The organism is Algibacter sp. TI.3.09 (assembly GCF_038154905.1).
Lineage (GTDB): Bacteria > Bacteroidota > Bacteroidia > Flavobacteriales > Flavobacteriaceae > Algibacter.
In genome coordinates, this window is sequence record NZ_JBAKAN010000002.1 from 663,995 (window position 1) to 689,620 (window position 25,626).

At 34.7% G+C, this 25,626-nt stretch carries 12 protein-coding genes; all 12 read left to right on the plus strand.

Annotated features, from left to right (window positions below; genetic code table 11):
• Positions 1–17: 17 nt before the first annotated feature.
• The 12 genes from V6246_RS10565 (at position 18) to V6246_RS10620 (ending at position 25,624) form a co-directional block, all read left to right on the plus strand.
• The gene (locus V6246_RS10565) at positions 18–989 is read left to right on the plus strand and encodes an alpha/beta hydrolase (RefSeq protein WP_341560423.1); all 972 of its coding nucleotides are present in this window, start codon (positions 18–20) and stop codon (positions 987–989) included.
• A gap of 51 nt (positions 990–1,040) precedes the next feature.
• Complete coding sequence (locus V6246_RS10570; protein ID WP_341560424.1) at positions 1,041–2,921, plus strand: alpha-amylase family glycosyl hydrolase; 1,881 nt, start codon at positions 1,041–1,043, stop codon at positions 2,919–2,921.
• 67 nt (positions 2,922–2,988) lie between these two features.
• Positions 2,989–4,650 (plus strand): alpha-amylase family glycosyl hydrolase, encoded by a 1,662-nt coding sequence (locus V6246_RS10575; RefSeq protein ID WP_341560425.1) that lies wholly within the window; start codon positions 2,989–2,991, stop codon positions 4,648–4,650.
• A gap of 196 nt (positions 4,651–4,846) precedes the next feature.
• Positions 4,847–7,660, plus strand: coding sequence for a helix-turn-helix and ligand-binding sensor domain-containing protein (locus tag V6246_RS10580; protein WP_341560426.1), 2,814 nt, complete (start codon positions 4,847–4,849; stop codon positions 7,658–7,660).
• Between the two features lie 278 nt (positions 7,661–7,938).
• The gene (locus V6246_RS10585) at positions 7,939–11,073 is read left to right on the plus strand and encodes a glycoside hydrolase family 2 TIM barrel-domain containing protein (RefSeq protein WP_341560427.1); all 3,135 of its coding nucleotides are present in this window, start codon (positions 7,939–7,941) and stop codon (positions 11,071–11,073) included.
• A 13-nt stretch (positions 11,074–11,086) separates the two neighbouring features.
• Positions 11,087–12,499, plus strand: a complete 1,413-nt coding sequence (locus tag V6246_RS10590) for a glycosyl hydrolase family 16 (protein WP_341560428.1) — start codon at positions 11,087–11,089, stop codon at positions 12,497–12,499.
• A gap of 32 nt (positions 12,500–12,531) precedes the next feature.
• Entirely contained in the window at positions 12,532–13,383 is an 852-nt protein-coding gene (locus V6246_RS10595) for a glycoside hydrolase family 16 protein (protein ID WP_341560429.1), read from the plus strand.
• Between the two features lie 40 nt (positions 13,384–13,423).
• Positions 13,424–16,516 carry a PKD domain-containing protein gene (locus V6246_RS10600; RefSeq protein WP_341560430.1) on the plus strand — a complete coding sequence of 1,031 codons (3,093 nt, stop codon included), beginning with the start codon at positions 13,424–13,426 and terminating at the stop codon, positions 16,514–16,516.
• Positions 16,517–17,156: 640 nt separating this feature from the next.
• Positions 17,157–20,300, plus strand: coding sequence for a SusC/RagA family TonB-linked outer membrane protein (locus V6246_RS10605; RefSeq protein WP_341560431.1), 3,144 nt, complete (start codon positions 17,157–17,159; stop codon positions 20,298–20,300).
• A 20-nt stretch (positions 20,301–20,320) separates the two neighbouring features.
• A complete protein-coding gene (locus V6246_RS10610; protein ID WP_341560432.1) occupies positions 20,321–21,823 on the plus strand; it encodes a RagB/SusD family nutrient uptake outer membrane protein in 1,503 nt (500 codons plus the stop codon).
• 18 nt (positions 21,824–21,841) lie between these two features.
• A complete protein-coding gene (locus V6246_RS10615) occupies positions 21,842–23,938 on the plus strand; it encodes a hypothetical protein (protein WP_341560433.1) in 2,097 nt (698 codons plus the stop codon).
• A 12-nt stretch (positions 23,939–23,950) separates the two neighbouring features.
• Positions 23,951–25,624, plus strand: coding sequence for a family 16 glycosylhydrolase (locus V6246_RS10620; RefSeq protein WP_341560434.1), 1,674 nt, complete (start codon positions 23,951–23,953; stop codon positions 25,622–25,624).
• The last annotated feature ends 2 nt before the right edge of the window (positions 25,625–25,626 follow it).

A 25,626-nucleotide genomic window follows, 5' to 3' on the forward strand; every position in this document is an offset into this window, starting at 1 on the left:
TTTAAAAAACATTTAAAATGAAGTTTAGCATTATTATAATTTCGGTTTTACTATTTATTTCCTGTAAAGAAATGGCAAAACCCGATGGTTTTGTTAAAGAAGAACTAATTACTAAACCTATGATTAGAACCTTAGAAAATGCACAGTTGGCTGGTGGCACATTGCTTAGAATGGATAGCTTGGCTTCAAAATATATTACACCACGACCTGTAGATGTTTGGTTGCCCGAAAACTATTCAGAAGATAAAAAATACGCTGTGCTTTACATGCACGATGGTCAAAATTTATTCGATTCTACAACCACATGGAACCAACAAGAATGGAAAGTAGATGAGTGGGGGTTAAAATTAGTAGAGGAAGATATTATCAAAGATTTTATAGTTGTTGGGATTCATAATATTCCAGAAATTCGTTGGCAAGATTTGTTTCCTGAAAAAGCAATCAATTATTTATCAGAAGCAGATAAGAAAGCGATTATAAGCGAAGCTGAATCTCGAGATTTTAGTTTAAAATTTAAAGGTGATAATTATTTAAAATTTTTAGTTGAAGAATTAAAGCCGTTAATCGATTCTCAATTTTCAGTATATACAAACCAAGAGAATACAGTGGTTTCAGGCTCGAGTATGGGAGGTCTTATGAGTATGTATGCGTTGTGTGAGTATCCTGATATTTTTGGTGGGGCAGCTTGTTTGTCTACCCATTGGGAAGGTGCTGAGCCAAAAGAAAACAACCCTATAGCCCAAGCTATTTTAGATTACATGGAAGTGAATTTGCCTAATCCGGAATCTCACCGAATATATTTCGATTATGGAACAGAAACATTAGATGCCTATTACCCTAAATTTACACCCGAAATAAATAGAATTTTAAAAGCCCGTGGTTATACTAGTGATAATTCGGCGAATTTAGAATTTAAAGGAGCAGATCATTCAGAAAACTCATGGAATAAACGTTTAGATATTCCTTTAACTTTTTTATTGAAAAAATAACATTAGAAAATCTTGTGTAATAGTTCGTTTTATTCAAAAAAAAACATTGAAATGAAAGCCATAAAACATATCATATTTGTACTTTTATTACTCGTAATGAGTTGTAAAAATGAAGAGAAAATGGATGTTGAGACCATGGAGCGACAAGAAATTGTAACGAGTGGAAAACAAGTGGTTTATCAAGTGTTTACGCGTTTGTTTGGTAATACAAATACAAATAATAAGCCTTGGGGAACTATTGAAGAAAATGGAGTTGGTAAGTTTAACGATTTTACGGATAAAGCTTTATCTGAAATTAAAAAGTTGGGTGTTACTCACATTTGGTATACAGGTGTGCCACATCATGATGTAATTACCGATTATACTGAATATGGTATTTCTAACGACGATCCCGATGTTGTAAAAGGGAGAGCCGGTTCGCCATACGCTGTTAAGGATTATTATAATGTTAATCCAGATTTAGCTGTAAATGTAGAAAATAGATTAGAGGAATTTGAGGCGTTAATTAAGCGCACGCACGCTGCAGGTTTAAAGGTAATTATTGATATAGTACCTAACCATGTCGCTAGAAATTATAAGAGTATTTCTAAGCCAGAAGGTGTGCAAGATTTTGGAGAAACCGATAATAAAACAGTAATTTACGATGTAAATAACAATTTTTATTATAACCCAAAGGAAAACTTTGAGGTTCCTAATTGGGAACATCATTATGTGCCTTTAGGTGGCCGCAGTACGGAATTGGTCGATGGTGCGTTTTTAGAGTTTCCTGCAAAATGGACTGGGAACGGAACGAGTGCATCCAGACCAAATATGAATGATTGGTACGAGACTGTAAAAGTTAATTATGGTATTTCGCCAGAAGGCGTAAAAGGTTTTGATGAATTGCCTAATGGTTTCGAGAATGAAACATACAGAAAACACTTTGAGTTTTGGCAAGATAAAACGGTGCCAAACTCGTGGGTGAAATTTAGAGATATTGCCTTATATTGGTTAGGTTTCGGAGTCGATGGATTCCGTTATGATATGGCCGAAATGGTACCTGTGGAATTTTGGAGTTTTATGAATTCGTCTATAAAAATGAAAAAGCCTGAGGCATTTCTATTGGCTGAGGTTTATAACCCGAGTTTATATCGCGATTATATTAAAAAAGGAAAAATGGATTATCTGTATGATAAAGTACAGTTCTATGATACCTTAAAACATGTAGTGCAAGGGTATGGCAAAACGGATCATATTCCACCTATTTTAGACAATTTAAAAGATATTGAGCATCATATGCTTCACTTTTTAGAGAATCATGATGAGCAACGTTTGGCGAGTCCGGATTTTGCTGGTAATGCTGAAAAGGGACGACCTGCAATGGTGATTTCTGCAACATCAACTACAGCGCCAACCATGATTTACTTTGGACAAGAAGTAGGTGAAGATGGTTCTGAACACCCGGGCTTTGGTGATCCTACCCGAACATCTATTTTTGATTATGTTGGCGTACCTGCGCATCAACGTTGGGTAAATAACAAGCAATTTGATGGCGGACAGTTAACAGATTCCGAAAGGGAATTAAGAGATTTTTATAAACGTCTTTTAAATTTTACAACACATAGTCCGGCGTTAATGGGGAATTATGGTGATATTCATCAATATAACCGTGAGCATACCGAAAACTATACCGACAAAGTCTTTTCTTTTGTACGTTGGAGTACTTCTGAAAAGCTTATTGTGGTTTCAAACTTCGATGCTGAAAATAGTTTTGAATTTCAATTAAAAATTCCAGAGAATATATTGAAGCGTTTGGATTTAGAAGACGGAATGTATCCGTTAAAAGATCAATTATATCATCAATTTTCACCTCAATTAATAGTTGGAAACGTAATGGGGTCTATTGAAATTAAGTTAAAACCGCTAGAGTCTTTCATATTAAAAATGGAATAAATATCAGTAGAAAATAATTTGTAATTCATATAAAATAAATAGGTTTAAAATTAAAACATCAACTAAAATGAAACATATTCTTGCTAGCATTATAGTCCTGTTTATTTTAACAAGTTGCAATAAAACTGTAAAAATGGAAGCTGTTAAACCCAAAGAAAAAGCAACGTTTGTATGGGAAGGTGCAAACGTTTATTTTTTACTTACCGACCGTTTTAATAACGGAGATACTAGTAATGATGTTAATTTTGAAAGGACGGAGCAAGCGGGTAAGCTGCGTGGTTTCGAAGGTGGAGATATAAAGGGTGTTACTCAAAAAATTAAGGATGGGTATTTTAGCGATTTGGGTATTAATGCTATTTGGATGACGCCTATTGTTGAGCAAATTCATGGTGGTACAGACGAAGGTACGGGTTTAACTTATGGATACCATGGGTATTGGACGCGCGATTGGACGGTTATAGATCCTAATTTTGGAACTAAAGCAGATTTACATGAATTGGTTGAAACGGCTCATAAAAATGGTATTCGTATTTTGTTGGATGCTGTAATAAATCATACGGGTCCCGTGACCGATAAAGATCCGGTTTGGCCAGAAGATTGGGTGCGTACCGGCCCGCAATGTAGTTACGATAATTACGAACACACTGTGGCGTGTACGCTTGTTAAAAACTTACCAGATCTTAAAACGGAAAATAATAACAGTGTAAACTTGCCTCCACTTTTAACTCAGAAATGGAAAGATGAAGGGCGTTATGATGAAGAAATAGCCGAGTTAGATGCATTTTTTGAACGCACAGGACATCCAAGAGCGCCAAGATTTTATATTATGAAATGGCTAACCGATTACATTATCGAATATGGTATTGATGGTTACCGCGTAGATACCGTAAAACATACCGAGGAATACGTTTGGCAAGAATATAAGGCCGAGTGCGATTACGCTTTCGCGGAATATAAAAAACAAAACCCAGAAAAAGTATTAGATGATAATCGATTTTACTTAGTTGGGGAGGTTTATAATTATGGTATATCTAACGGAAAAGCATTTGATTTTGGTGATAGAAAAGTAAATTATTTTGATAATGCGTTCGAGGCTTTAATTAATTTTGAAGCCAAATGGAACTTGGGGCAAAGACCAATGGAGCAGGTTTTTAAGCGTTATTCCGATGTGTTGAACGGGGATTTAAAAGGTTATGGAGTTTTAAATTATTTAAGCTCTCACGACGACGGACAACCATTTGATGCTAAACGCGAAAAATGTTTTGAAACGGCAACCAAATTATTATTGTGTCCTGGTGCATCGCAGGTTTATTATGGAGATGAACTAGCAAGACCACTCGTTATAGAAAACACAGTAGGCGATGCTACATTGCGTTCTTTTATGAATTGGAACGATTATGAAAACAATGCAGAAACGCAATCTGTTTTAAAACATTGGCAAAAATTGGGTCGCTTTAGAGCTAATCATCCAGCTATTGGTGCAGGTGTGCATAACATGATATTAGAGGCGCCTTATTTGTTTACTCGTAGTTTTGAAAAAGGAGATTTTAAAGAGGTCGTTATGGTAGGTTTAAACTATCCGGAAGGAGAAAAAACTATTGATGTATCGGGTGTTTTTCCAAATGGCGCTAAAATTCGTGATGCTTATTCGGGAGTTTTATCTGAAGTAATTAATGGCAGGATTTCTATTAGATCTAACGATACTATCTTACTTTTAGAGCAGATTTAGTAGTTTTACCCATACTAAAAGGTTTTTTGGTTAAAAGATTTATTCATTTAAATTTGAATCATTTTTTGTTTAATTTATCAGGTGTTTAGCCGTTTTTCTGCCTTCATTTAGTAGTTTAAATACCTATACAGTATTATTTTAAAGCCTTTATTTAGTAGATATTTATTACCTTGTTAACCCAACATTAGTTTTAAAAATGAAAAAGGGTTATTATTTCCTGTTTTATATCTTCTTAAGTTTCGTTTTTATATCGAATTCACAAGAATTCCCACCAATACAAACCTACACACCCGAAGATTATGGTGGAGAAAACCAAAACTGGTCTATTTCTCAATCTTTAGATCGATATGTTTATGTTGCCAATAATAAAGGGTTGTTGGAATTTAATGGTGCTAAATGGAATTTGTATCACTCACCAAAAGAAACCATTATCCGGTCGGTAAAAGTTATAGACTCTCTTGTTTATACAGGTAGCTTTCGTGGTTTTGGTTCATGGAAAAGAGACAGTTTAGGACTGTTAAAATACACCTCGCTTTCCGAAGCGCTTAAGGTTGAATTTTTAGAAGATGAAGAGGTTTGGAATATTTTAAGATTAGAAGACTGGATTTTATTTCAATCTTTAGATCGTATTCATATTTACGATCAAGTTAAAAAAACATATAGTGTAGTCAATTCTAAAACCAAAATTTCCAAGTTATTCAAGGTTGGTAAGCGTTTATATTTTCAGAATGTAAATAAAGGTTTGTATCAAATTGAAAATGGGGTTGATGTTTTGGTTTCTAGTGATGTTGTTCTCCAAGAAAATTTAATTGTAAATATTTTTAAGCAAAACGATGAGTTGCTTGTTCTTACTCAAGATCGCGGGTTTTTCAAATATAGCAATGGTGAATTAGAACCATGGACCATTCCTTCGGAACATGTTTTAAATGGTGTAAGTGTTTTTAGTGGTATCCAACTTAAGGATCAAAGTTTTGTAATTGGTACTATTTCTAACGGTTTAATACATTTAACAAATGAAGGACATGTAAAATATAGTATTACTCAATCTAACGGGTTAAGTAATAATACGGTGTTGTCACTGTTTGAAGATGAAGATCAAAATATTTGGCTAGGTTTAGATAATGGCATTAACTGTATAAATAGTAAATCGCCTTACCTGCAATATTTTGATAACGATGGGATGATAGGGAGTGTTTATGCTTCTAAAGTTTACAAGGGTATGTTGTATCTCGGTTCTAACCAAGGTTTGTTTTGTAAGCCTATTAATAGTGCTGATAAATTTGAATTTGTTCCTAAAACGCAAGGACAAGTCTGGTGTTTAAATATTGTTGATGATAGGTTGTTTTGTGGTCACAATTCGGGTACTTATTTAGTTGAAGGTAAACAAGCCGAAAAAATATCTAATGCGCAAGGAACTTGGCAAATTAAAACGGTTCCAGGCCGGAAAGGTTTACTGATTCAGGGGAATTATAATGGTTTCAATATTTTAGAGAAAGTTGATGGAAAATGGACTTTTCGGAATAAAATTGAAGGTTTTGATATTTCTAGTCGCTATTTTGAGTTTGTAGATTCACAACATATTTTAGTTAGTCATGAATATAAAGGTGTTTTTAAGGTTGAAGTAGATAGTGAACTACGCAGGGCTTTAAATTTTAATAAGGATGAATTAGTCGAAAAAGGGTTAACCTCTAGTTTTGTAAAGTTTAATGACGAATTGTTGTACACCACAAAAAATGGTGTTTTTAAATATCATAATACGAGTAATGCGTTTAAAAAAGATACGCTTTTAAGTCGGTTAATTCATTTTGATAGTTATTCTTCGGGTAAGTTAATTCCAGACTTAGAAACCAATAAATTATGGAGTTTATCAACCACAGGGTTAGATTATTTAACAGCGTCAAAATTAACCGGAGAGCAGAAAATAGAAACCATAATATTTCCTTCGGAAGTTAGAAAAGATATTATTGGTTTTGAAAATATTACGCATATTGACGATGAGCAGTTTTTAATAGGGTCTGCAACCGGTTATTTTATTTTTGACTTAAAGAAAATTCAAAGTTATCCTTCTAAAATAAGCATAAATCAAGTTGAAGTTAGTTCTTCTAAAGATGAAAACACTTTTAGGTTTGTTGATTTAAATAGCTCACAATCTTTTTTAAACAACGATAATAATTTAAAATTTAGCTATAGTATTCCTCAGTATTTAAAAATACAAAAGCCCGAATATCAATATAAGTTAGAAGGTTTTTATGATACATGGAGTAACTGGAGTAGTAGTGGAGAGGTGTTGTTTGAAAACTTGCCTTATGGCGATTATACCTTTGTGGTTAATGGCAGGGTAGGAAAATCTTTAACTCAAAATTCTGCATCGTACACATTTCGGATAGAGCGTCCATTCTTTCTTTCTAACAAGGCTTTATTAGGCTATGTTTTACTCATCATGTTGTTCTCATTTTTTATGCATATGGTTTATAAGCGTTATTATAAAAAGCAGCGTGAACGACTTTTAATAAAAAAAACTAGAGAATTTGAAGTAAAGGAACTGGAAAATAACCAGAAGCTTATGCGTTTTAAAAATGATAAACTTCGTGAAGATATTGAGGCTAAAAATAGAGAGCTAGGCATGTCTACCATGAATTTAATAAAAAAGAACGAGTTTTTAAATAGCTTAAAAAAGGAACTTACTGGTGTTGAAGATGGAAAAGCACTAAAACACGTTATAAAGATTATTGATAAAAACATTAATAATACGGACGATTGGAATCTGTTCCAAGAAGCTTTTAATAACGCAGATAAAGATTTCTTAAAAAAAATAAAGCAATTACATCCGAGTTTAACAGCCAATGACCTACGTTTATGTGCTTATTTAAGGCTAAACTTATCTTCTAAAGAAATTGCTCCTTTATTAAATATCTCACCGCGTAGTGTTGAGGTGAAACGATATCGATTAAGAAAAAAAATGGAACTCGCTCACGAAACAAGCTTAACAAATTACATTTTAGAGTTGTAATACCCACAACATGCCGCTGGTATACCCATACAGCACCACTACAATTAATAATTTAAATAAATTTTAACACATTTCATCAGGAAAAAATTAGCTCTCTAAACCCTAGTGTGTTTAAGGGTTTAGGTAATATTGCCTTTTGTTTTTATGTTGTATGTTTTTTGTTGAGGTAGACGAGGTTAATTTAACACACTTATGGGTTAATTTTACATAACCGCTACATTTTGTGTGGTAAATATTACTCAACAGCTATTAACTAAGACAACTAAAGTATTAATGTTATGAAAAAAAACTTTTTAAAATTAGTCTTGATTTTATTTTCAACTTCACTCTTTGCACAAGCAGATAAGGTGTTGATTGAGAGTAATAATGAAGGCTTGTTTCTTTCCGTTAATGGAGAGAAATTGATGATTAATGGGATGAATTGGGATTACTTTCCAATCGGTACCAATTATTCCTATAGCCTATGGAAACAATCTGACGATGTTATTAAAGCTGCGTTAGATTCAGAAATGGGACTGCTTAAAAACATGGGTGTAAATGTTATTAGACAATATACAGGTGTACAACCAAAATGGATTAAATATATTTATGATAATTACGGCATTTATACTATGCTTAATCATTCTTTTGGGCGTTACGGGTTAAATTTAAATGGAGCATGGGTTGCTGTAACAGATTACAGTCATAAAGATGCTCAAGAAGTTTTATTGACCGAAGTTTCAGAAATGGCGCAAACCTATAAGAATACACCAGGTTTGTTGTTATTCCTTTTAGGAAATGAAAATAATTATGGTTTGTTTTGGGCAGGAGCAGAAACTGAGGACTTCCCGGACGATGATGAGAAAAAGAGATTTATTGGTGATACGCGCGGTAGAGCAATGTACAAACTAATGAATGAGGCGGCCATTAAAATGAAATCTATTAATGCTTCATTACCAATCGCTATTTGCAATGGAGATCTTTTGTTTATAGATATTATTGCTGAAGAATGTAAAGATGTAGATATTCTAGGAACTAATATGTATCGTGGGCCTTCTTTTGGAGATGCTTTTGAAGTTGTAAAAGAAAAACTTAATAAACCTATTTTATTTACCGAGTTTGGAGCAGATGCTTTTAATGCTATTGAAAACCAAGAAGATCAAAAGTCTCAGGCTTATTATATGGTAGAAAACTGGAAAGATATTTACCAAAATGCTGCAGGTTTAGGAAAAGCAAATAATTCTATTGGTGGTTTTACTTTTCAATTTAGTGATGGATGGTGGAAATATGGTCAAACTACAAACTTAGATGTTCATGATAATAATGCGTCTTGGTCTAATGGTGGTTATGCGCTCGATTTAGAAGGAAGTAATAATAATATGAATGAGGAGTGGTTTGGTATTTGTGCCAAAGGACCAACAAACTCTAGAGGACTTTATGATTTGTATCCTCGTGCAGCTTATTATGCTCTAAAAGAAGCGCATCAGTTAAATCCTTACATGTCGGGTGTAGATGTAGCTTTTGTTAGTAATCATTTTAAAAACATTTCACTAATGGACGCTGTTTTACGCGCTAGAGGCGACAAGGCAGCATTAAAAGGAAATGGTTCTGATAAGATTAGAATTAGTAACATGAGAGCAGAGTTTACAACTTTTAATACCGGAGGAAGTTTAATTACAACGCCTAATACAGCCGATCCAGACTCAAATACTTATCCAAACGAGTTGGGTTTCGATCATATGCAATCTTACTATATTGGTGTAGAGGGTAATCCCGCGCCAAATATGAAAGCAGAAGTTAATGTTAGCATTTTAGGTAATGTAGCAGCAAACCCTATTGATGAAATTTTTTATGAAAACAGAGGGAGACCGGTAACTGTAAAATCAGATGATGGAGATGTTACTATTACGGATCCTAATCGTGTACAAATTTACAATGCAAGTTATACTTGGACGGCTAAAGACTTTGATGTTCGTGGTTTTTATCGTACCGGTCATTATCATTGGGCTTATGAAGGTGATTTTTTTAACCTTTATCCAGAAGCCAATTATGGTGAAAATTTAGATATCTATAATGGTGAAACTTCAGGTTTTGAAATTGATGGAAAGCGTGGTTTAAAAGGTTTAAAGGCTGCCTTTGGTCCTCAACTATGGTGGGGTGCAAATCCGGCTGTATTGTTAAAATATACACGTAACATTGGAAAGTTTGATGTTACTGCTGTGTATCACGAAGATATTGATGATATAGGTGAAGCAGTAACTTCTATAGCAATTCCTTTACCTAAAACGCGTCGAGTTACGCTTCATGCTAAAAGGCAATTTGGAAACCTGGGCTTTGAGATAGGTGGTATTTGGGGTGGTCAGCCATTAAATGGAAGACAATTTCAACTTGTAGAAGGAGAGCCTGGAAGTTATATTGTTTACAACGATGAAATAAATAATGAAGATAACTGGGGAGCAAAAGCCAAAATAACTTATCAAAAAGGAGCTATTAACTGGTACGCTCAAGGAGCAGCTATGGGCTTAGTTGCTAATGGTGGTGCCGATCAAACAAAAACGTTTACAGGTTGGAGATTAAAAGACTCTGGTAGTGGCAATCAAACTAATTTCCTTTCTGGATTTACTTACACTTTTGGTGATTTTCAAATTGCACCAAATTTTTTATGGCAAAAGCCAATTGTAGATGCTATGCCTAACGATGTGCAAGCACCTGGAAGACTTAGAAATATTCAAGACGATCCATTTGCAGTTCGAGCAAATAGAGAGACTACGGCAGGAGAGCTTTTGTTTTCATTCGATCCAACTCCAGGAACATGGATGTACGATTGGGATAACGATAGATCGGAAGATGCCAAATTTGCTATGAATTTTGGTTTTGTATACCGCCACCTTCCAACGGCTCAAGATGCTGCTGTAGGGTTTTTAGGTAATAGAACATCTTTTGCTTTTCCAAATTCTGCACCAGCAGAAGATCTTTGGGAGGCTCACTCTAGAATTGTTTCTAAAGTGCACCCAGATTTAGGTGTAATTGCTAATTTTTACGCAGGTAATGGTCAAGCTAATGGTAGTGATGAGCGAATGATTCAACGTGTTGGAGGTGATATTAGACTTATATATAATAAATTAAAGCTAGTGCATTCTTTTAAAATTAATGATTGGGGACCATTTGATTATCATCGTGATTTTAACTTAACATATCCTGTACAATTAATGCTAGATTTATCTACAACCTTAGGTAAATCCGATTGGTTTATTTTACCCGATACTAAAATTGGAATTAGAGGAACATGGCGTTCTTTAGATCAGTATTCTCCAAGGTATAGCCCTAATACAACAGGTGAGTTTGCTACAGCGCCAGTAATAAGTCCTGTTGGTTTTGGAAATGGAAACGAGTGGGAAATTAGAACCTACATACACATCAATATTGGAAAATAAAAAAGATAGAAAAATGAAAAACATAAAATTTATATCTTCAAAAATCACCTTCCTATTAGGTTTAATTTTTGTTATTGCAGTAAGCTGTGAAAGAGAAGCTTCTGATGCAGTAGAATTTGCTACACACGCTGCTACAGGCGAAGTTTTTATTGATGGGTTTGTTGGTGGGTTGGATTATTTTCCTTTTGGAGGATCTTTTGAAGAAGCCTTTTCAGTAGAACAAAATGAAACTTATAAAGGAGATGCATCTATGCGTTTTGATATTCCGGCATTTGGTGTAGGTTATGGCGGAGCTACTTTCCCTAGTACTAGTCCGCGCGATTTAACAAGTTATGATGCTTTAACGTTTTGGGCTAAAGCTTCACAAGGCGCCGACATAAACGAAATAGGTTTTGGTATTGATGGAGAAGACAGTAAGTTTCAGGTGTCTTTAAGTAATTTGGAGATATCAACAAAGTGGACAAAGTATGTTATTGCTATTCCAGATCCTACAAAATTAATTGAAGAAATAGGCATGTTTTATTATGCTGAAGGCGCGGAAAATGCAGATGATGAAGGTGGTTATGTTTTTTGGATAGATGAATTGCAATTCGAAAAATTAGGAACTATAGCACAACCAAAACCGGCTATATTAAATGGAGAAGATGTTGTAGAGCAAGTGTTTTCTGGAAGTACTATAAACTTGGTAGATCGTGGGCTTACTCAAACGTATAATTTATCATCAGGTGTAAACCAAACGGTTACTGCGGCACCGTCTTATTTCACGTTTATTTCATCGGATATTGAAGTTGCAAGAGTGAGCGAGTTAGGTGTGGTTTCTATAATAGGCGATGGTACTGCAACTATAACGGCAATGTTAGGTAGCGAAAAAGCACAAGGTTCACTTACCATAGAGACTATTGGAGGGTTTGATTTTGCACCTACTCCAACATTGGCGTCAAGTCAAGTTATTTCTATATTTAGCGATGCTTACACCAATGTGCCTGTAGACTTTTATAACGGATATTGGGAGCCTTTTCAAACAACTCAATCGGCCGATTTATTTCTAAATGGAGATAATATATTGTACTACACTAGTTTTAATTTTGTTGGTAACCAGTTTGCTAACCCAACGGTAGATGTGACTGAAAAATCTACTTTACATCTTAATATGTATATACCGGCTGAAATTCCATCAGATCTAGATTTTTTAATTACAATAAAAGATTTTGGTGCAGATGCTGTTGATGGTGGTGATGATGATACAACACAACAAGTGTTTTTTTATGCATCTGATTTTACTGCATATACTTGGGCTACATTAGAAATACCTGTAACCTTAGCAAATAAGAACAATATTGGTCTTATTATTTATGAAAATATAAATAACCCAACAACATCATCAATAGAGAGTTTCTATTTAGATAATATTTATTTCCATAACTAAAAAGTTGCTTCTAAAACCAAAAACACGAAAAGATGAATAAAATAAATAAATATAAAAAACGAATTAAAGCGACACTGCTTAAAACCTCCTTGTTTGTATTGCCAATGCTGGTGATAACGAGTTGTGCTACAGATGATACCCAAACTGTTGCAAAGTTTACAGATTTAGTGATGCAAGATGAGTTTGATACAAATGGTGCTTTGGATAGTTCTATTTGGGATTTCAATATAGGAAATGGTGAAAATGGCTGGGGAAATAACGAGCTTCAATATTATACAAACCGTGCAGAAAATGCTGTTGTTCAAAATGGAGTATTGATAATGACGGCTAACAAAGAATCTTTTCAAGGTTCTGATTATACATCTGCTAGAATATTAACAAAAGGAAAGTTTGAGCAAACTTATGGACGTTTTGAAGCACGTATCAGATTGCCTTACGGTCAGGGTCTTTGGCCTGCATTCTGGTTATTAGGTGCAGATGTTGATGAAGTTGGTTGGCCACAATGTGGTGAAATCGATATTATGGAAAACCGTGGGCAAGAGCCAACTTTAATTAGCGGTACTGTACATGGTCCAGGATATTCAGCAGGAGAATCTATATCGAAAAGTTATGAATTAACAAATGACAGATTCGATACAGGATTTCACATATTTGGTATTGAATGGGGACCAGAATATATTAACTATTACGTGGACGATGTTTTGTATAACCAAATAACACCAGAAGATGTTACAGGAGAATGGGTTTACGATCATCCTTTCTTTATCATAATAAATATGGCCATTGGAGGAGATTATGTAGGCGCACCAAATGAAGAAACTGTTTTTCCTCAAACCATGCTTGTGGATTATGTAAGAGTGTATAAAAATAATTTAATTGACTAAACTGAAAATATCAAAGACTATGAAACAAATAATTAAAAAAATGAAGCAAATTTCAATTTTGCTTTTAGTGTTATCCTTTGTAGGGTGTAACAACGACGATGATAATTATCCTCAAGTTATCGCAGGATTTACTTATACCATTAATTTAGAAACGGGAACAGTTGTTTTTATAAATATTTCTGAAAACGCGAGTAGTTATGAGTGGTCTTTTGGAGATGAAAACACATCTACGGAAAAAAACCCAATAAATACATATGATAAAAGCGGAACATATACGGTTGTATTAGAATCCAAAAATGTTGCAGGAGCAACAGATACTTTTGAGAGTGAAATAACATTTACAATACCAGAAAAACTTGGTTTGCCAATTAATTTTGATAATGCAGATGTAATTTATAATGCGGCTGTTTTTAACGGTGCTGCTTTTGAAATTGTTGAAAATCCAGATGTATCAGGTACAAACAGTGTAGCTTCTAATGTAGGTGCTATTACTAATAGTGGAGCAGAGTATGAGGGTATTAACTTCGATCTTGGAATTGATATAGATTTGGCGACAGAAAAAACTGTAAGTATGAGTTTTTGGGCAGATGAGGCTACAACTGTTTTAATGAAACTGGAAGAAGGTACAGGTGCAGATACTGAAGTTGCAGTGAGTCATACAGGTGCCGGATGGGAAACATTATTATTTAGTTTTAATCCTTCAGATAAATATTCAAGATTAACATTGTTTGTGGATGGTCCAGGGGAAACTGCGGGTACATTCTATATTGATGATGTTATGCAAGTAGAAACGCCTCCAGCACCATGTACAGCGGAAACAGAAGAGTCTAATAGCGCAGTGGATTTAAACATGACGTTCATGTCAGATCCTACAGCAAGTATTGTTGCAGATGGTACTTCTTTCGAATGGGCAGCGAATCCTGATTTTGATAATGATTTAAATATGTCTTGTAAAGTTGCTAAGATAACAAAGTTAGGAAGCAACCCTTGGGACAATACTCAAATCAGTTTAGATGCTAAATTAGACTTTGTTGCAAACGCAGGTTTAAAAATGAAAGTATATTCTGCTGTACCAGGCTTTAAAGTAAGAGTGAAACTTGAAGAAAATGGTGCTCCAGAGAATAACACTGAATTAGAGGTTGCAACAACCAAAACTGATGAATGGGAAGAAATAGAATTTCCATTTGCAAGTACGGAAAGCGAAAAGTTTGATAAGATTGTTATTTTCTTTGATCTTAATGCAGGAAATACAGATACTTATTACTTCGATGATTTAATGCTTTATGGTATCGGTTCAGTAGGAAGTGCTTGTGTTGCAGAATCTACAGAAAATAACACAGCAGGAGGTTTAAATATGACGTTTATGTCTGATCTTACTTCTAGAATTACAAATGACAATGCAACGTTTGTTTGGGCGGATAATCCAGATTCTGATAATAGTGTAAATAGTTCTTGTAAAGTAGCTCAAATCACAAAAAGCGGAACTAATCCTTGGGATAATAACCAAATAGATTTAGATGCTAAATTAGATTTAAGTGCAAATGCAGGGTTAAAAGTTAAAGTGTATTCTGCTCAACCAGGTTATACTGTGTTATTAAAACTTGAATCTATTGCTGATGCATCGGTAAATACTGAAATTGATTTAACAACTACTAAAACTAATGAATGGGAAGAGTTATCATTTGCTTTTACAAGTAATCATGATGCTAAGTATGATAGAATTGTTTTAATCTTCGATTTATCAGAAGCAAATACCAATACGTATTATTTTGACGATCTAAAACTTTATGAAAGAACTAGTGGCGGTGGGAGTACTGGAGCATATAGCCTTGATAAACCTATCGATTTTGAGTCTACAGGGTTTGGAGCTAATTGGTCTTGGAATGTTTTTGAGAATGAAGATAATCCACCAGTAGAATTTGTAGCAAATCCAAGTGCGTCAGGCATAAACACATCTGCTCAAGTTGCTAAAATAACAGCAAGACAAGCAGGCGCTCCATGGGTAGGTGCTGAAACAGTACACGGAGAAATGGGAATTACATGGGATCTTTCAGCTTCAAATGCAGTAATCAAAATTATGGTATATAAAACGGTAATTAGCGATGTTGGTATTAAGTTGGCAAATGCTGCAGGAGGTGCGCAAGGAGAGATAAAGGTTGCTAATACTAAAATTAACGAATGGGAAGAATTAACATTCGATTTTAGTAGTAGAATTGGTAATGGACTTGATGGTTCTACCAATATTGATCAAATTATTGTATTTCCAGAATTTACTGATGGAAGATCTTCAGATGTAGTAACTTATTTTGATAATATTACGTTCAATAAATTCGAAGTTTCAACAGAACAGGATGCAACTCTATCAGACTTGAAGGTTGATGGTAGTAGTGTTTCAGGTTTCAATCCGGATACATTAAGCTATTCTGTAATTTTACCTGAAGGAACAACAACAGTTCCAGCGGTAACAGTAACCGAAACTCAAGGAGCTGCTAGTTCTGTAATAACTCCAGCGGGATCTCTTCCAGGTGAAACTACGATAGTTGTTACAGCAGAAGATGGGGTAACAACATCTACCTATAATGTTGCTTTTACACTACAAGCATCGGGCGGTAGTGGTGGAGGCTATAATCTAACACTTCCTATCGATTTTGAATCATCTGGGTTTGGTGCAGGCTGGACATGGAATGTTTTTGAAAATGTAGGGAATTCACCATTAGAATTTGTACCCAATCCAAGTGCGTCAGGAATTAATACATCTTCAACGGTAGCTAAGATTACGGCATTACAAGCAGGAGCTCCATGGGCTGGAACTGAAATAGCTCATGGTGAAATGGGAATTACTTGGACCGTTTCCGCTTCTAATACTACTATTAAAATTATGGTATACAAAACCGTAATTAGCGATGTTGGAATTAAACTGGCTAGTGCAAATGGAGGGGCTCAACCCGAAATAAAAGTAGCTAACACTAAAATTAATGAATGGGAAGAGTTAACATTCGATTTTAGTCATCTTCTTGGTGTAATAGGTCAAGATGGAACAACTAATGTAGATCAAGTTATTGTTTTTCCGGATTTTGTAGATGGTAGAGCTGCAGATAACGTAGTGTATTTTGATAATATTACATTTAATTAAATTTAAATAGGGATAGTTAGTTTAGAGTAGTAGTTTTTAGAGTAAAGGGTTGAGAAAATATTTTCTCAGCCCTTTTTGTTTTAGGTTAGAGTAATGCTTTAATTTTTTTAGTGTGTTACTTTGCTTAATAAATAGTAAAGCATAATTTGGTTGGTTAATTTGCAAGAATTTGTACTGTAATAAGAGAGTGAATTAGTTTGTGCATGGTAGGTGGTGTAAGCATCATGTGTCAAATCCTTATGAGTTATTATGGCTAGGCATGATCATTTTAACGGTTTCAAGCTTTAATTCATACAACTTGTGGCGGTTTTTTATTTGTGCAATATCAAGATCAAATGCTACATCCTTTTGGGAGAAAATATGTTTGGAGGTTAAATTGGGGGGGAATCCCATTTTTTTAGTCTAAAAACAGTACAACATTTCAGTTTATCACCTATACATTACCACAACATCGTTGAATTTAGGATGGTTTTAACACTTCTTGTTAAAAGAGTGCTAGAACTTTAAAAGCTTGTGTTTATTGGTGATTTGGTAAAATTAATTGCCTTTTTTTACGATGTATGTTTTTTGTTGAGGTGATTTTTGTTAATACGTTAATTTGTTAACTTAAATTTATGATAAACAAAAACTAAACAAATTTATGAGACACACGCTATTCAAAATTTTAGCTTTATTCTTCATGGCATACTCAGGTGCACAGAATATAGATATAAGCGGAAATGTACAGGACGGATCTGGATTTCCAATTCCTGGAGCGAACATCATTGTTAACAATTCCTCTAAAGGAACTACAACAGATTTTGATGGTAACTTCGTATTATCGGGAGTGAAAAACGGAGCAACAATTTCAGTTAGTTATATAGGATATATAACTCAGGAATTAGTAATTACAAGCAACAAAAATTTAACCATTCAATTAAAAGAAGATTTAGCACAACTAGATGAGGTAGTTGTTGTGGGTTATGGTACGCAGAAAGTAACTAAAGTTTCTGGTGCTATTTCTACAGTTAAGGCAGAAACAATTGAAAATTTAAAACCTACTCGGGTTGAGGAAGCATTACAAGGAAGTGCATCTGGTGTTTCTGTAATTCAAAGTGGAGCTCCGGGAAGTAAGCCGACGGTATTAGTTCGTGGGATTCCTTCTTTTACAGGTGGAGATCCTGTGGTAATTATTGATGGTGTACCGCAATCTTTAGATGATTTAAATGCGATTAATTCAGGAGATATTCAATCGCTTAATATTTTAAAAGATGCTGCGTCTACAGCTATTTATGGTGTAAAAGGTGGTAACGGTGTTATTGTAGTAACAACTAAAGGTGGTAGAAAAAATCAAAAAACAGAATTTAATTACAATACTTACACAGGTACACAATCTGTGATTAGAAAATTAGGCTTATTAAATGCTACAGAATATGCTGTAATGGCTAATGAAGGAAGTGTTGTAGCTGGAGGAGATTTAATTTTTTCTGATATTTCTAGTTTAGGAGAAGGCACAGATTGGCAAGAGGAAGTTTTTAAGAATGCTAGTTTAACTTCACATTCTATTTCGGCAAGAGGAGGTTCGGAAAGTGTAGGTTACTTTTTATCTGCTGGATATTTAAGTCAAGGCGGTGTTGTTGGTGGAGATGATAAATCTAATTTTAATAGAGTAAACTTTACAGCAAACTTAGATTTTCAATTAACATCAAAATTGAGATTTTTACTAAATACAAGTTATGCTAATATAAAAAGCAAAACCATAGCTGAGAATTCATTTAATTCCATATTAGGTAATGCTGTAAACTTCGATCCTACGGTATCGGTTTATAATAATAATCCTAATGATTATGCAACTTACGGTTACAGTAACTTACTATTATCAGAAATATTTAATCCAGTACAACGATTAGATGATACTTATAATCAAAATAATGGTGATAAACTATATGGTAAGTTTGAATTACAATATGATATAATAGATAACTTGAAAATTACATCTCGTTTAGGTTATACTAAGTGGGATAATGTTTCTAAAACCTTTAATCCTTTAGCATATTATGGACCTAACAATGTATCTAGTCAATATTTGCCAGATGGTACAGTGCCAATGCAAACTGTCGAGAATGCCGATGGTACAACAAGTATAATACCTTCATTTAATAATAGTGTTTCAGAAAAAGAAGAATCTAATTTTAGTTACACTTTCGAAACCTTTTTAACTTATGGTTTTAATATTAATGAGGATCATAATTTTGATATTGTTTTAGGTCTTTCGAGAAGTAAATCTACGGGTGACGAAATAGGAACGACTAGACAAGATGTTAGAGATAACTCTTGGGCTTGGGCAGATATTAGTGCTGCTACAGGAGTTAATACAGAGTTAAACACAAATGCTTATACAGGTTATAGCTCTCAAGATTTAGAACGTAGAAATGTGTCTTTCTTTAGTAGAGTAAACTACGATTATCAAGGTAAGTATTTAGCATCATTTTCTGCAAGACGCGATGGTTCTATAGCTTTTGGTGACGATAATAAATTTGCAAATTTCTATGCAGGATCTTTAGGTTGGGTTGTTTCTAGTGAAGAATTTTTTAATTCTGAAGCTATTAATTTCTTGAAAATAAGAGGAAGTTACGGTACAGTAGGTAACGAGAACGTCGATCCGCAATATGTAAGTATTACTGTTGGCGGACCAAGTTATAATTCAACAGCGAATAGTAATGGATATACTTTTGGTAGTGAGTTTGTTTCGGGAGCTACAGTAAATTCATTTAGTAATCCGACATTAAGTTGGGAGGAGCAAACACAATATAATATAGGTTTCGATGCTAATTTATTTAATAACAAATTATCTATAACAGCCGATTACTTTAACAAATCTGTTGAAGGTTTATTATTTACAGATGCACCGCCGCTTTACGCTGGTACATCAGAGCCTGTTCAATCTAATATTGGTAGTACAGAAAGTAAAGGTGTAGATTTTACTTTAGGGTATAATACTAATGGTGATGATTTTAACTTCAATACCTCTCTAACATTTACTACTTCTAAGAACTTAGTAACAGAAACTAATTCTGATGGTACTGCATTTGTAAGTGGTGGTTCTTATTTTAATGGTCAAGGGCATGATGCTACACGATTTGAAAAAGGCTTTTCACCAGGTTATTTTTATGGTTTTCAAACTAATGGACTATTTCAAAACCAAGCAGAAATTGCTGATCACGCAACACAAACTGGAGCTCAGCCGGGAGATATTCGTTTTGTAGATATTAATGAGGATGGTATTATTAATGATGATGACAAAACTGATATTGGAGATCCATTTGCAGATTTTACTTTAGGATGGAATTTAGGTTTTAATTATAAAAACTTCGATTTAAGCATGTTTACTTATGCTTCTGTTGGAAACGATATTTTTAGAGCTTATGAGCGTAATGCTTTATATACTAACAAGGATAGAGGGATTTTAAATAGGTGGACAGGAGAAGGAACCACGAATGATGCTAGTAACCCTCGTTATACGTTTAATGATTCAAATAGTAATATTAGACCGTCTGACAGATATGTAGAAGATGGAAGTTTTATAAAAATTAAGAGTTTAGTTTTAGGGTATACCTTACCTGAAACTTCAAATAATGTATTTAGTAAAGTGCGTATATATGCGCAAGCTAAAAACTTATTAACGCTTACGGAATATACTGGCTACGATCCTGAAATATCAGGTGGTATTTTAGATACGGGTATAGACAGAGGAGCTTATCCACAGGCTAGAACATTTTTAATTGGTTTAGACCTTAAATTTTAAAATCCAAAAAATATATTAGTATGAAAAATATAAAAAACAGTATTGGGTTAATCATGATACTTTCAATCTTTATTGGTTGTTCAGATGTTGTGGAATTCGAACCACATGATGAGTACGCTGTAACGGAAGTAGATTATTTACAAACGGAATCAGACTATCAAACCATGGCAGTAAGCTGCTACACGCCTACGCAATGGTTAAACCAAATGGTTGTTCTTGGTGATATTGCATCAGATAATTCAGTAGCAGGAGGCGAAAATGCTTCTGATGTGTTAAGACTTCAAAATATAGACGATTATGATTATCAACTTTTAGCAAACAACGGAACATTAGAAGATTTATGGAAATCGGCTTATGAAGGTGTTAACAGAACAAATTATCTTTTAAAATATAAAGATGTTAATCTCTTAGGAAACACTGTAAATTTTGACGGAAAGGAAGCGCTTTTTGGTGAAGTTCGTTTTTTAAGAGCGTATTACTATTTTAACTTAACCAGAATGTTTGGTGATGTGCCTTTATTTATTGATGATAAATTGGTTATTAATGATTTTGGAACATTTCAAAGAGCACCTCAAGTAGATGTGTATGCGCAAATAGAAACAGATTTATTGGATGCTATTAGTGTTTTATCGCCAACAGCGTCTCAACAAGGTCGTATTACTAAATATGCTGCTCAAGCTTTATTAGGTAAAGTTTATTTATATCAAGAAAAATTTGATTTAGCTATGCCTATGCTTGAAAACGTGGTAAATGGACCTTTTAGTTTAATAGCAGATTATGATAGTATCTTTTTATTAGAAAATGAAAATGGATCAGAATCAGTTTATGAAGTACAATATTCAAATGGTTCTCCTTATTATAACTGGGAAGGTCAAACAAGAGGGCAAGGGAACTATGCTGTTCAACAGTGTGGTGTTAGAGGTTTAAGCGGTACTACTGATATGCCGTATAACTCAGGTTGGAGTACAAATTTACCAACACAAGATTTAGCGGCTGCTTTTGAGGATGGAGATCAAAGAAAAGATGCTACATGTTTTGATGTTGCAGCATATGCAGCAGCTAACCCAACTCTTAATGTTGTTTTTCAAGAAGCACCTTTTAAAAATACCGATTTATATAATAAAAAGTACTTGCCAAGAAAAGGACAAACAAGCGGGCAACTAGAATTAAACTACGAAAATAATCAACGTATTATCCGTTATGCAGATGTTTTATTAATGGCTTCAGAGGCAAACCTTAGAGCAACTTCTGGTAGTGCGGCAAAAGCTCAATTGTATTTAGATATGGTAAGAGATAGAGCTTTTGGTGACGAAGACCATAGAGTTAATGCAACAATTCAAACTGTTTGGAACGAAAGAAGATTGGAACTAGGCATGGAAGGCGATCGTTTTTTTGATTTAGTCAGAACAGGACGAGCAGCTGCAGTATTAGGTAGTGGATTTAGTACAGCTACAAAAGGATTGTTTCCAATTCCTCAACGTGAAATAGATATCTCTGGTTTATCACAAAATGAGGGCTATTAAAAACTTTAAAAATAAATTATGAAAACATTAAAATATATTTTTAGTACAATCTTAATTATAGCTCTGGTTTGGAGTTGTGAGGAAGATGGATTTGGAGATACAGATTTTGTAAAAAACATCACCGCTCCAACAAATGTTACAGCAGCAGTAAGCGTAACACAAGATAACACGGGTATGGTAACTATTACGCCATTGGCGGAAGGTGCTGTAAGTTATAACGTTAATTTTGGCGATGGTTCGGAAGAAGTAACTGAAATTACACTAGGAAATGGTATCGAACACGTTTACGAAGAAGGAACTTACGAGGCTACAATAACAGCGGTAAGTCTAAACGGATTAACAACAATCGTTACACAAAGTGTTGTGGTGTCTTTTAAGGCTCCAGAAAATTTAGTGGTAACTATTGAAAACGATGCAGCTATTTCTAAACAAGTAAACCTTTCTGCTGTAGCAGATTTTGCTACCATGTACGAAGTTTATTTTGGGGAGTCTACGGATGAAACTCCAATGGCTTTAAATTTAGAAGAAACCATTTCGTATCAATACGCAGAGGCAGGAACTTATACTATTAAAGTTGTTGCAAAAAGTGCGGCTATTGAAACTACAGAATATAGCGAAGAGTTTGTGGTTACAGCAATATTACAGCCTTTAGAAGGTGCTCCAACGCCAATTAGATCAGAAGCCGATGTTCTTTCAGTTTTTAGTGATTCTTATACAGATCCTAGTCCAATAGATTATTATCCTAATTGGGGACAAACTACAACCTACACACAAATTGAAGTAGGTGGTGATAACATTATTCAATACGGAGATATTACTTACCAAGGAATTGACTTTAGCAGTGTGCCTTTAGATGCTTCTGCAATGGAATTTATACATGTAGATGTTTGGACAGCAAATGCAGATTTTGATGCTAAAATGTCACCTATTAGCGCAGGGCCTAATGAAACTGCTGTGACTTTAGAGTTGAATCAGGATCAATGGACTTCTTTTGATATTCCATTATCTACCTTTACAGATCAAAATCCTTTAGTCGATTTTTCAAATATTATTCAATTTAAATTTGAAGGTGTAAATTCAGGAGAGGGCACTATTTTTATAGATAACCTATATTTCTACAAAGTACCTTCGGATGTTGAAACAGGAATTGTGGGTACATGGAAGGTAGCTTCAACAGCTGGCGCTTTAGGCGTAGGTCCAGCCGCAGGAGATATTTCTTGGTGGAGTTGTGATGACGCTTGCGTTGCGGAAAGAGCATGTTATTATGATGATACTTATGTGTTTAATGAAGATGGTTCATTTGAAAACGTTTTAGGTTCAGAAACTTGGGTAGAAGGCTGGCAAAATGGATCCGATGGTTGTGCTGCTCCGGTTGCACCACATGATGGTTCTAATGCTGCTACTTATGTTTATAACGCAGATGAAAATACAATTACCCTTAATGGTATTGGAGCTTTTATTGGGCTTCCAAAAGGTACAAATACTGGTGAGATTTCAAATCCTGCGGATGCGCCAGAATCAATTGTTTATAGTGCAACATTTATAGATCCGAACACAATATCAGTTGTTATAGAGACAGGAACAGGTTCTGGAACATTTTGGCAATTTACTTTAGTTAGAGAAGGCGTTGTAGCGTCACCATTAACGGGAACATGGCAATTGGCTCAAGAAGCTGGTGCTTTAGGTGTTGGTCCATCAGTTGGCGATATTTCTTGGTGGAACTGTGATGATGCTTGTGTTACCGATAGAGCTTGTTATTATGATGATGCTTATATTTTTGGGGCGGATGGTTCTTTTAAAAATGTATTAGGTTCAGAAACTTGGGTTGAGAGTTGGCAAAATGGAGCCGATGGCTGTGCAACACCTGTTGCGCCTCACGATGGTTCAAATCCTGCAACATTTACATACGATAATAATGTTTTAGCCTTAAACGGTTTAGGAGCTTATATTGGTTTGCCTAAAGGAACAAATACAGGAGAACTTTCTAATCCTGCAGATGCGCCAGATTTTGTTACATACAATGTATCTTTTATAGATAATAATACAATAAGTGTAAGTATTGAAACAGGTACTGGATCAGGAACATTTTGGCAATTTAAACTGGAAAGAATTTAAAACTTAAGATATATGAAAAACTTAAAATATTATATAGGATTTATTCTGTCGCTAACATTTCTCTTTACAAGTTGTCAAGATGACGATGCAGCGATAGGTAATATTGTGGCTCCAACTGGAGTAACAATATCTGCTGAAATTGTTGGGCAAGATGCCGATAATCCTTACGGAGATGGTAGCGGAATTGTGAATTTTACATCTACTGCAGATAACGAAATTACATACCAATTTAATTTTGGTGATGGTAAAACAGGCGTTGCTCCATCTGGAGAAACGGTGCACAGGTTTACACAAACAGGTATAAATACATACACCGTTGTAGCTAGTGCTGTTGGTACTGGAGGTGTAATGTCTAGTACGTCTATGGAAGTTGAAGTGTTTAGTTCATTCTCTGATGTAGAAGCTGAAAACTTTTTAGCAGGCGAATTAGTGGGTGATTCTAAAACTTGGTATTGGGCAGCAAATATTCCGCTTCATGTTGGTTTAGGTCCAGTTGAAGATGATTATGGAAATGGTGAGTTTGCTTATGAAGCTTGGTGGAATGGAATTCAGCCTTGGGATGAAGAGAAATATTGTATGTACGCTAATGAATTTGTATTTACTCGTGGTGAAAATGGCTTAACCTTCGAACAAACTGTTGGTCCTGCTTTTGTGCCAGGAACTTATGCTGATGATTTAGGAGTAGATGGCGATACTTGTCACGATGAAACGGTTGCAACAACTATGTTTGGTGTCAAAAATGTATCATTTTTACCGTCAACATCAAAAGCAGCTTTAGAAGGTAGTTATAATGATGAGCCTTATAGACAATCAGCTTTCGAAATTTCGGATGGTGGTTTTATGGGATGGTATGTTGGTGCTAGTACTTACGATATTATTTCTATAAGTGAAGATGAGTTACGTGTTAGAATTATTCAAGTAGGTGGTGGTGAAGCATGGTATCATGTATTTACATCTAGTAAACCGGTAGAAGGACAAGCCGATTTCGAATCGGAATTTAATACACTAGCATGGTCTGATGAGTTTGATACTGATGGAGCGCCAGATGCTGCTAACTGGACTTATGATTTAGGTGCAGGAGGCTGGGGAAACCAAGAAGTACAAACATATACTGAAGATGCTAGTAATGTAAGTATTTCTGAAGGAACGTTAAAAATTACTGCTAAAAAAGATGGTGCAGATTACACCTCTGCACGTTTAAAATCTATCGACTTATACGAGTTTAAATATGGTCGTGTTGAGGTAAAAGCTAAACTTCCAGCAGCACAAGGTACATGGCCTGCTATTTGGATGTTGGGTGCTAATTTTCCAGAAGTTGGTTGGCCAATGTGTGGAGAAATTGATATTATGGAACAAACTGGTGCTGATAAAAATACATCTTTAGGTACATACCATTGGTTCGATACAGGCACAAATGCTAATGCGAGTTACGGAGAAACAATTTCTGTAGAAAATGCGTCTTCAGAATTTCATCTATACACTTTGGAGTGGACAGAGGCAAAAATCACTGTGTTATTAGATAACGTTGTGGTTGTTGCCATGGATAACAATGCCGATTTACCATTTTATGATAAAGATTTCTTCTTAATCTTAAATGTTGCTATGGGCGGTACATTAGGTGGCGATATTGATCCGGTATTTACTGAAGATACAATGGAAATCGATTATGTAAGAGTTTACGAATAATA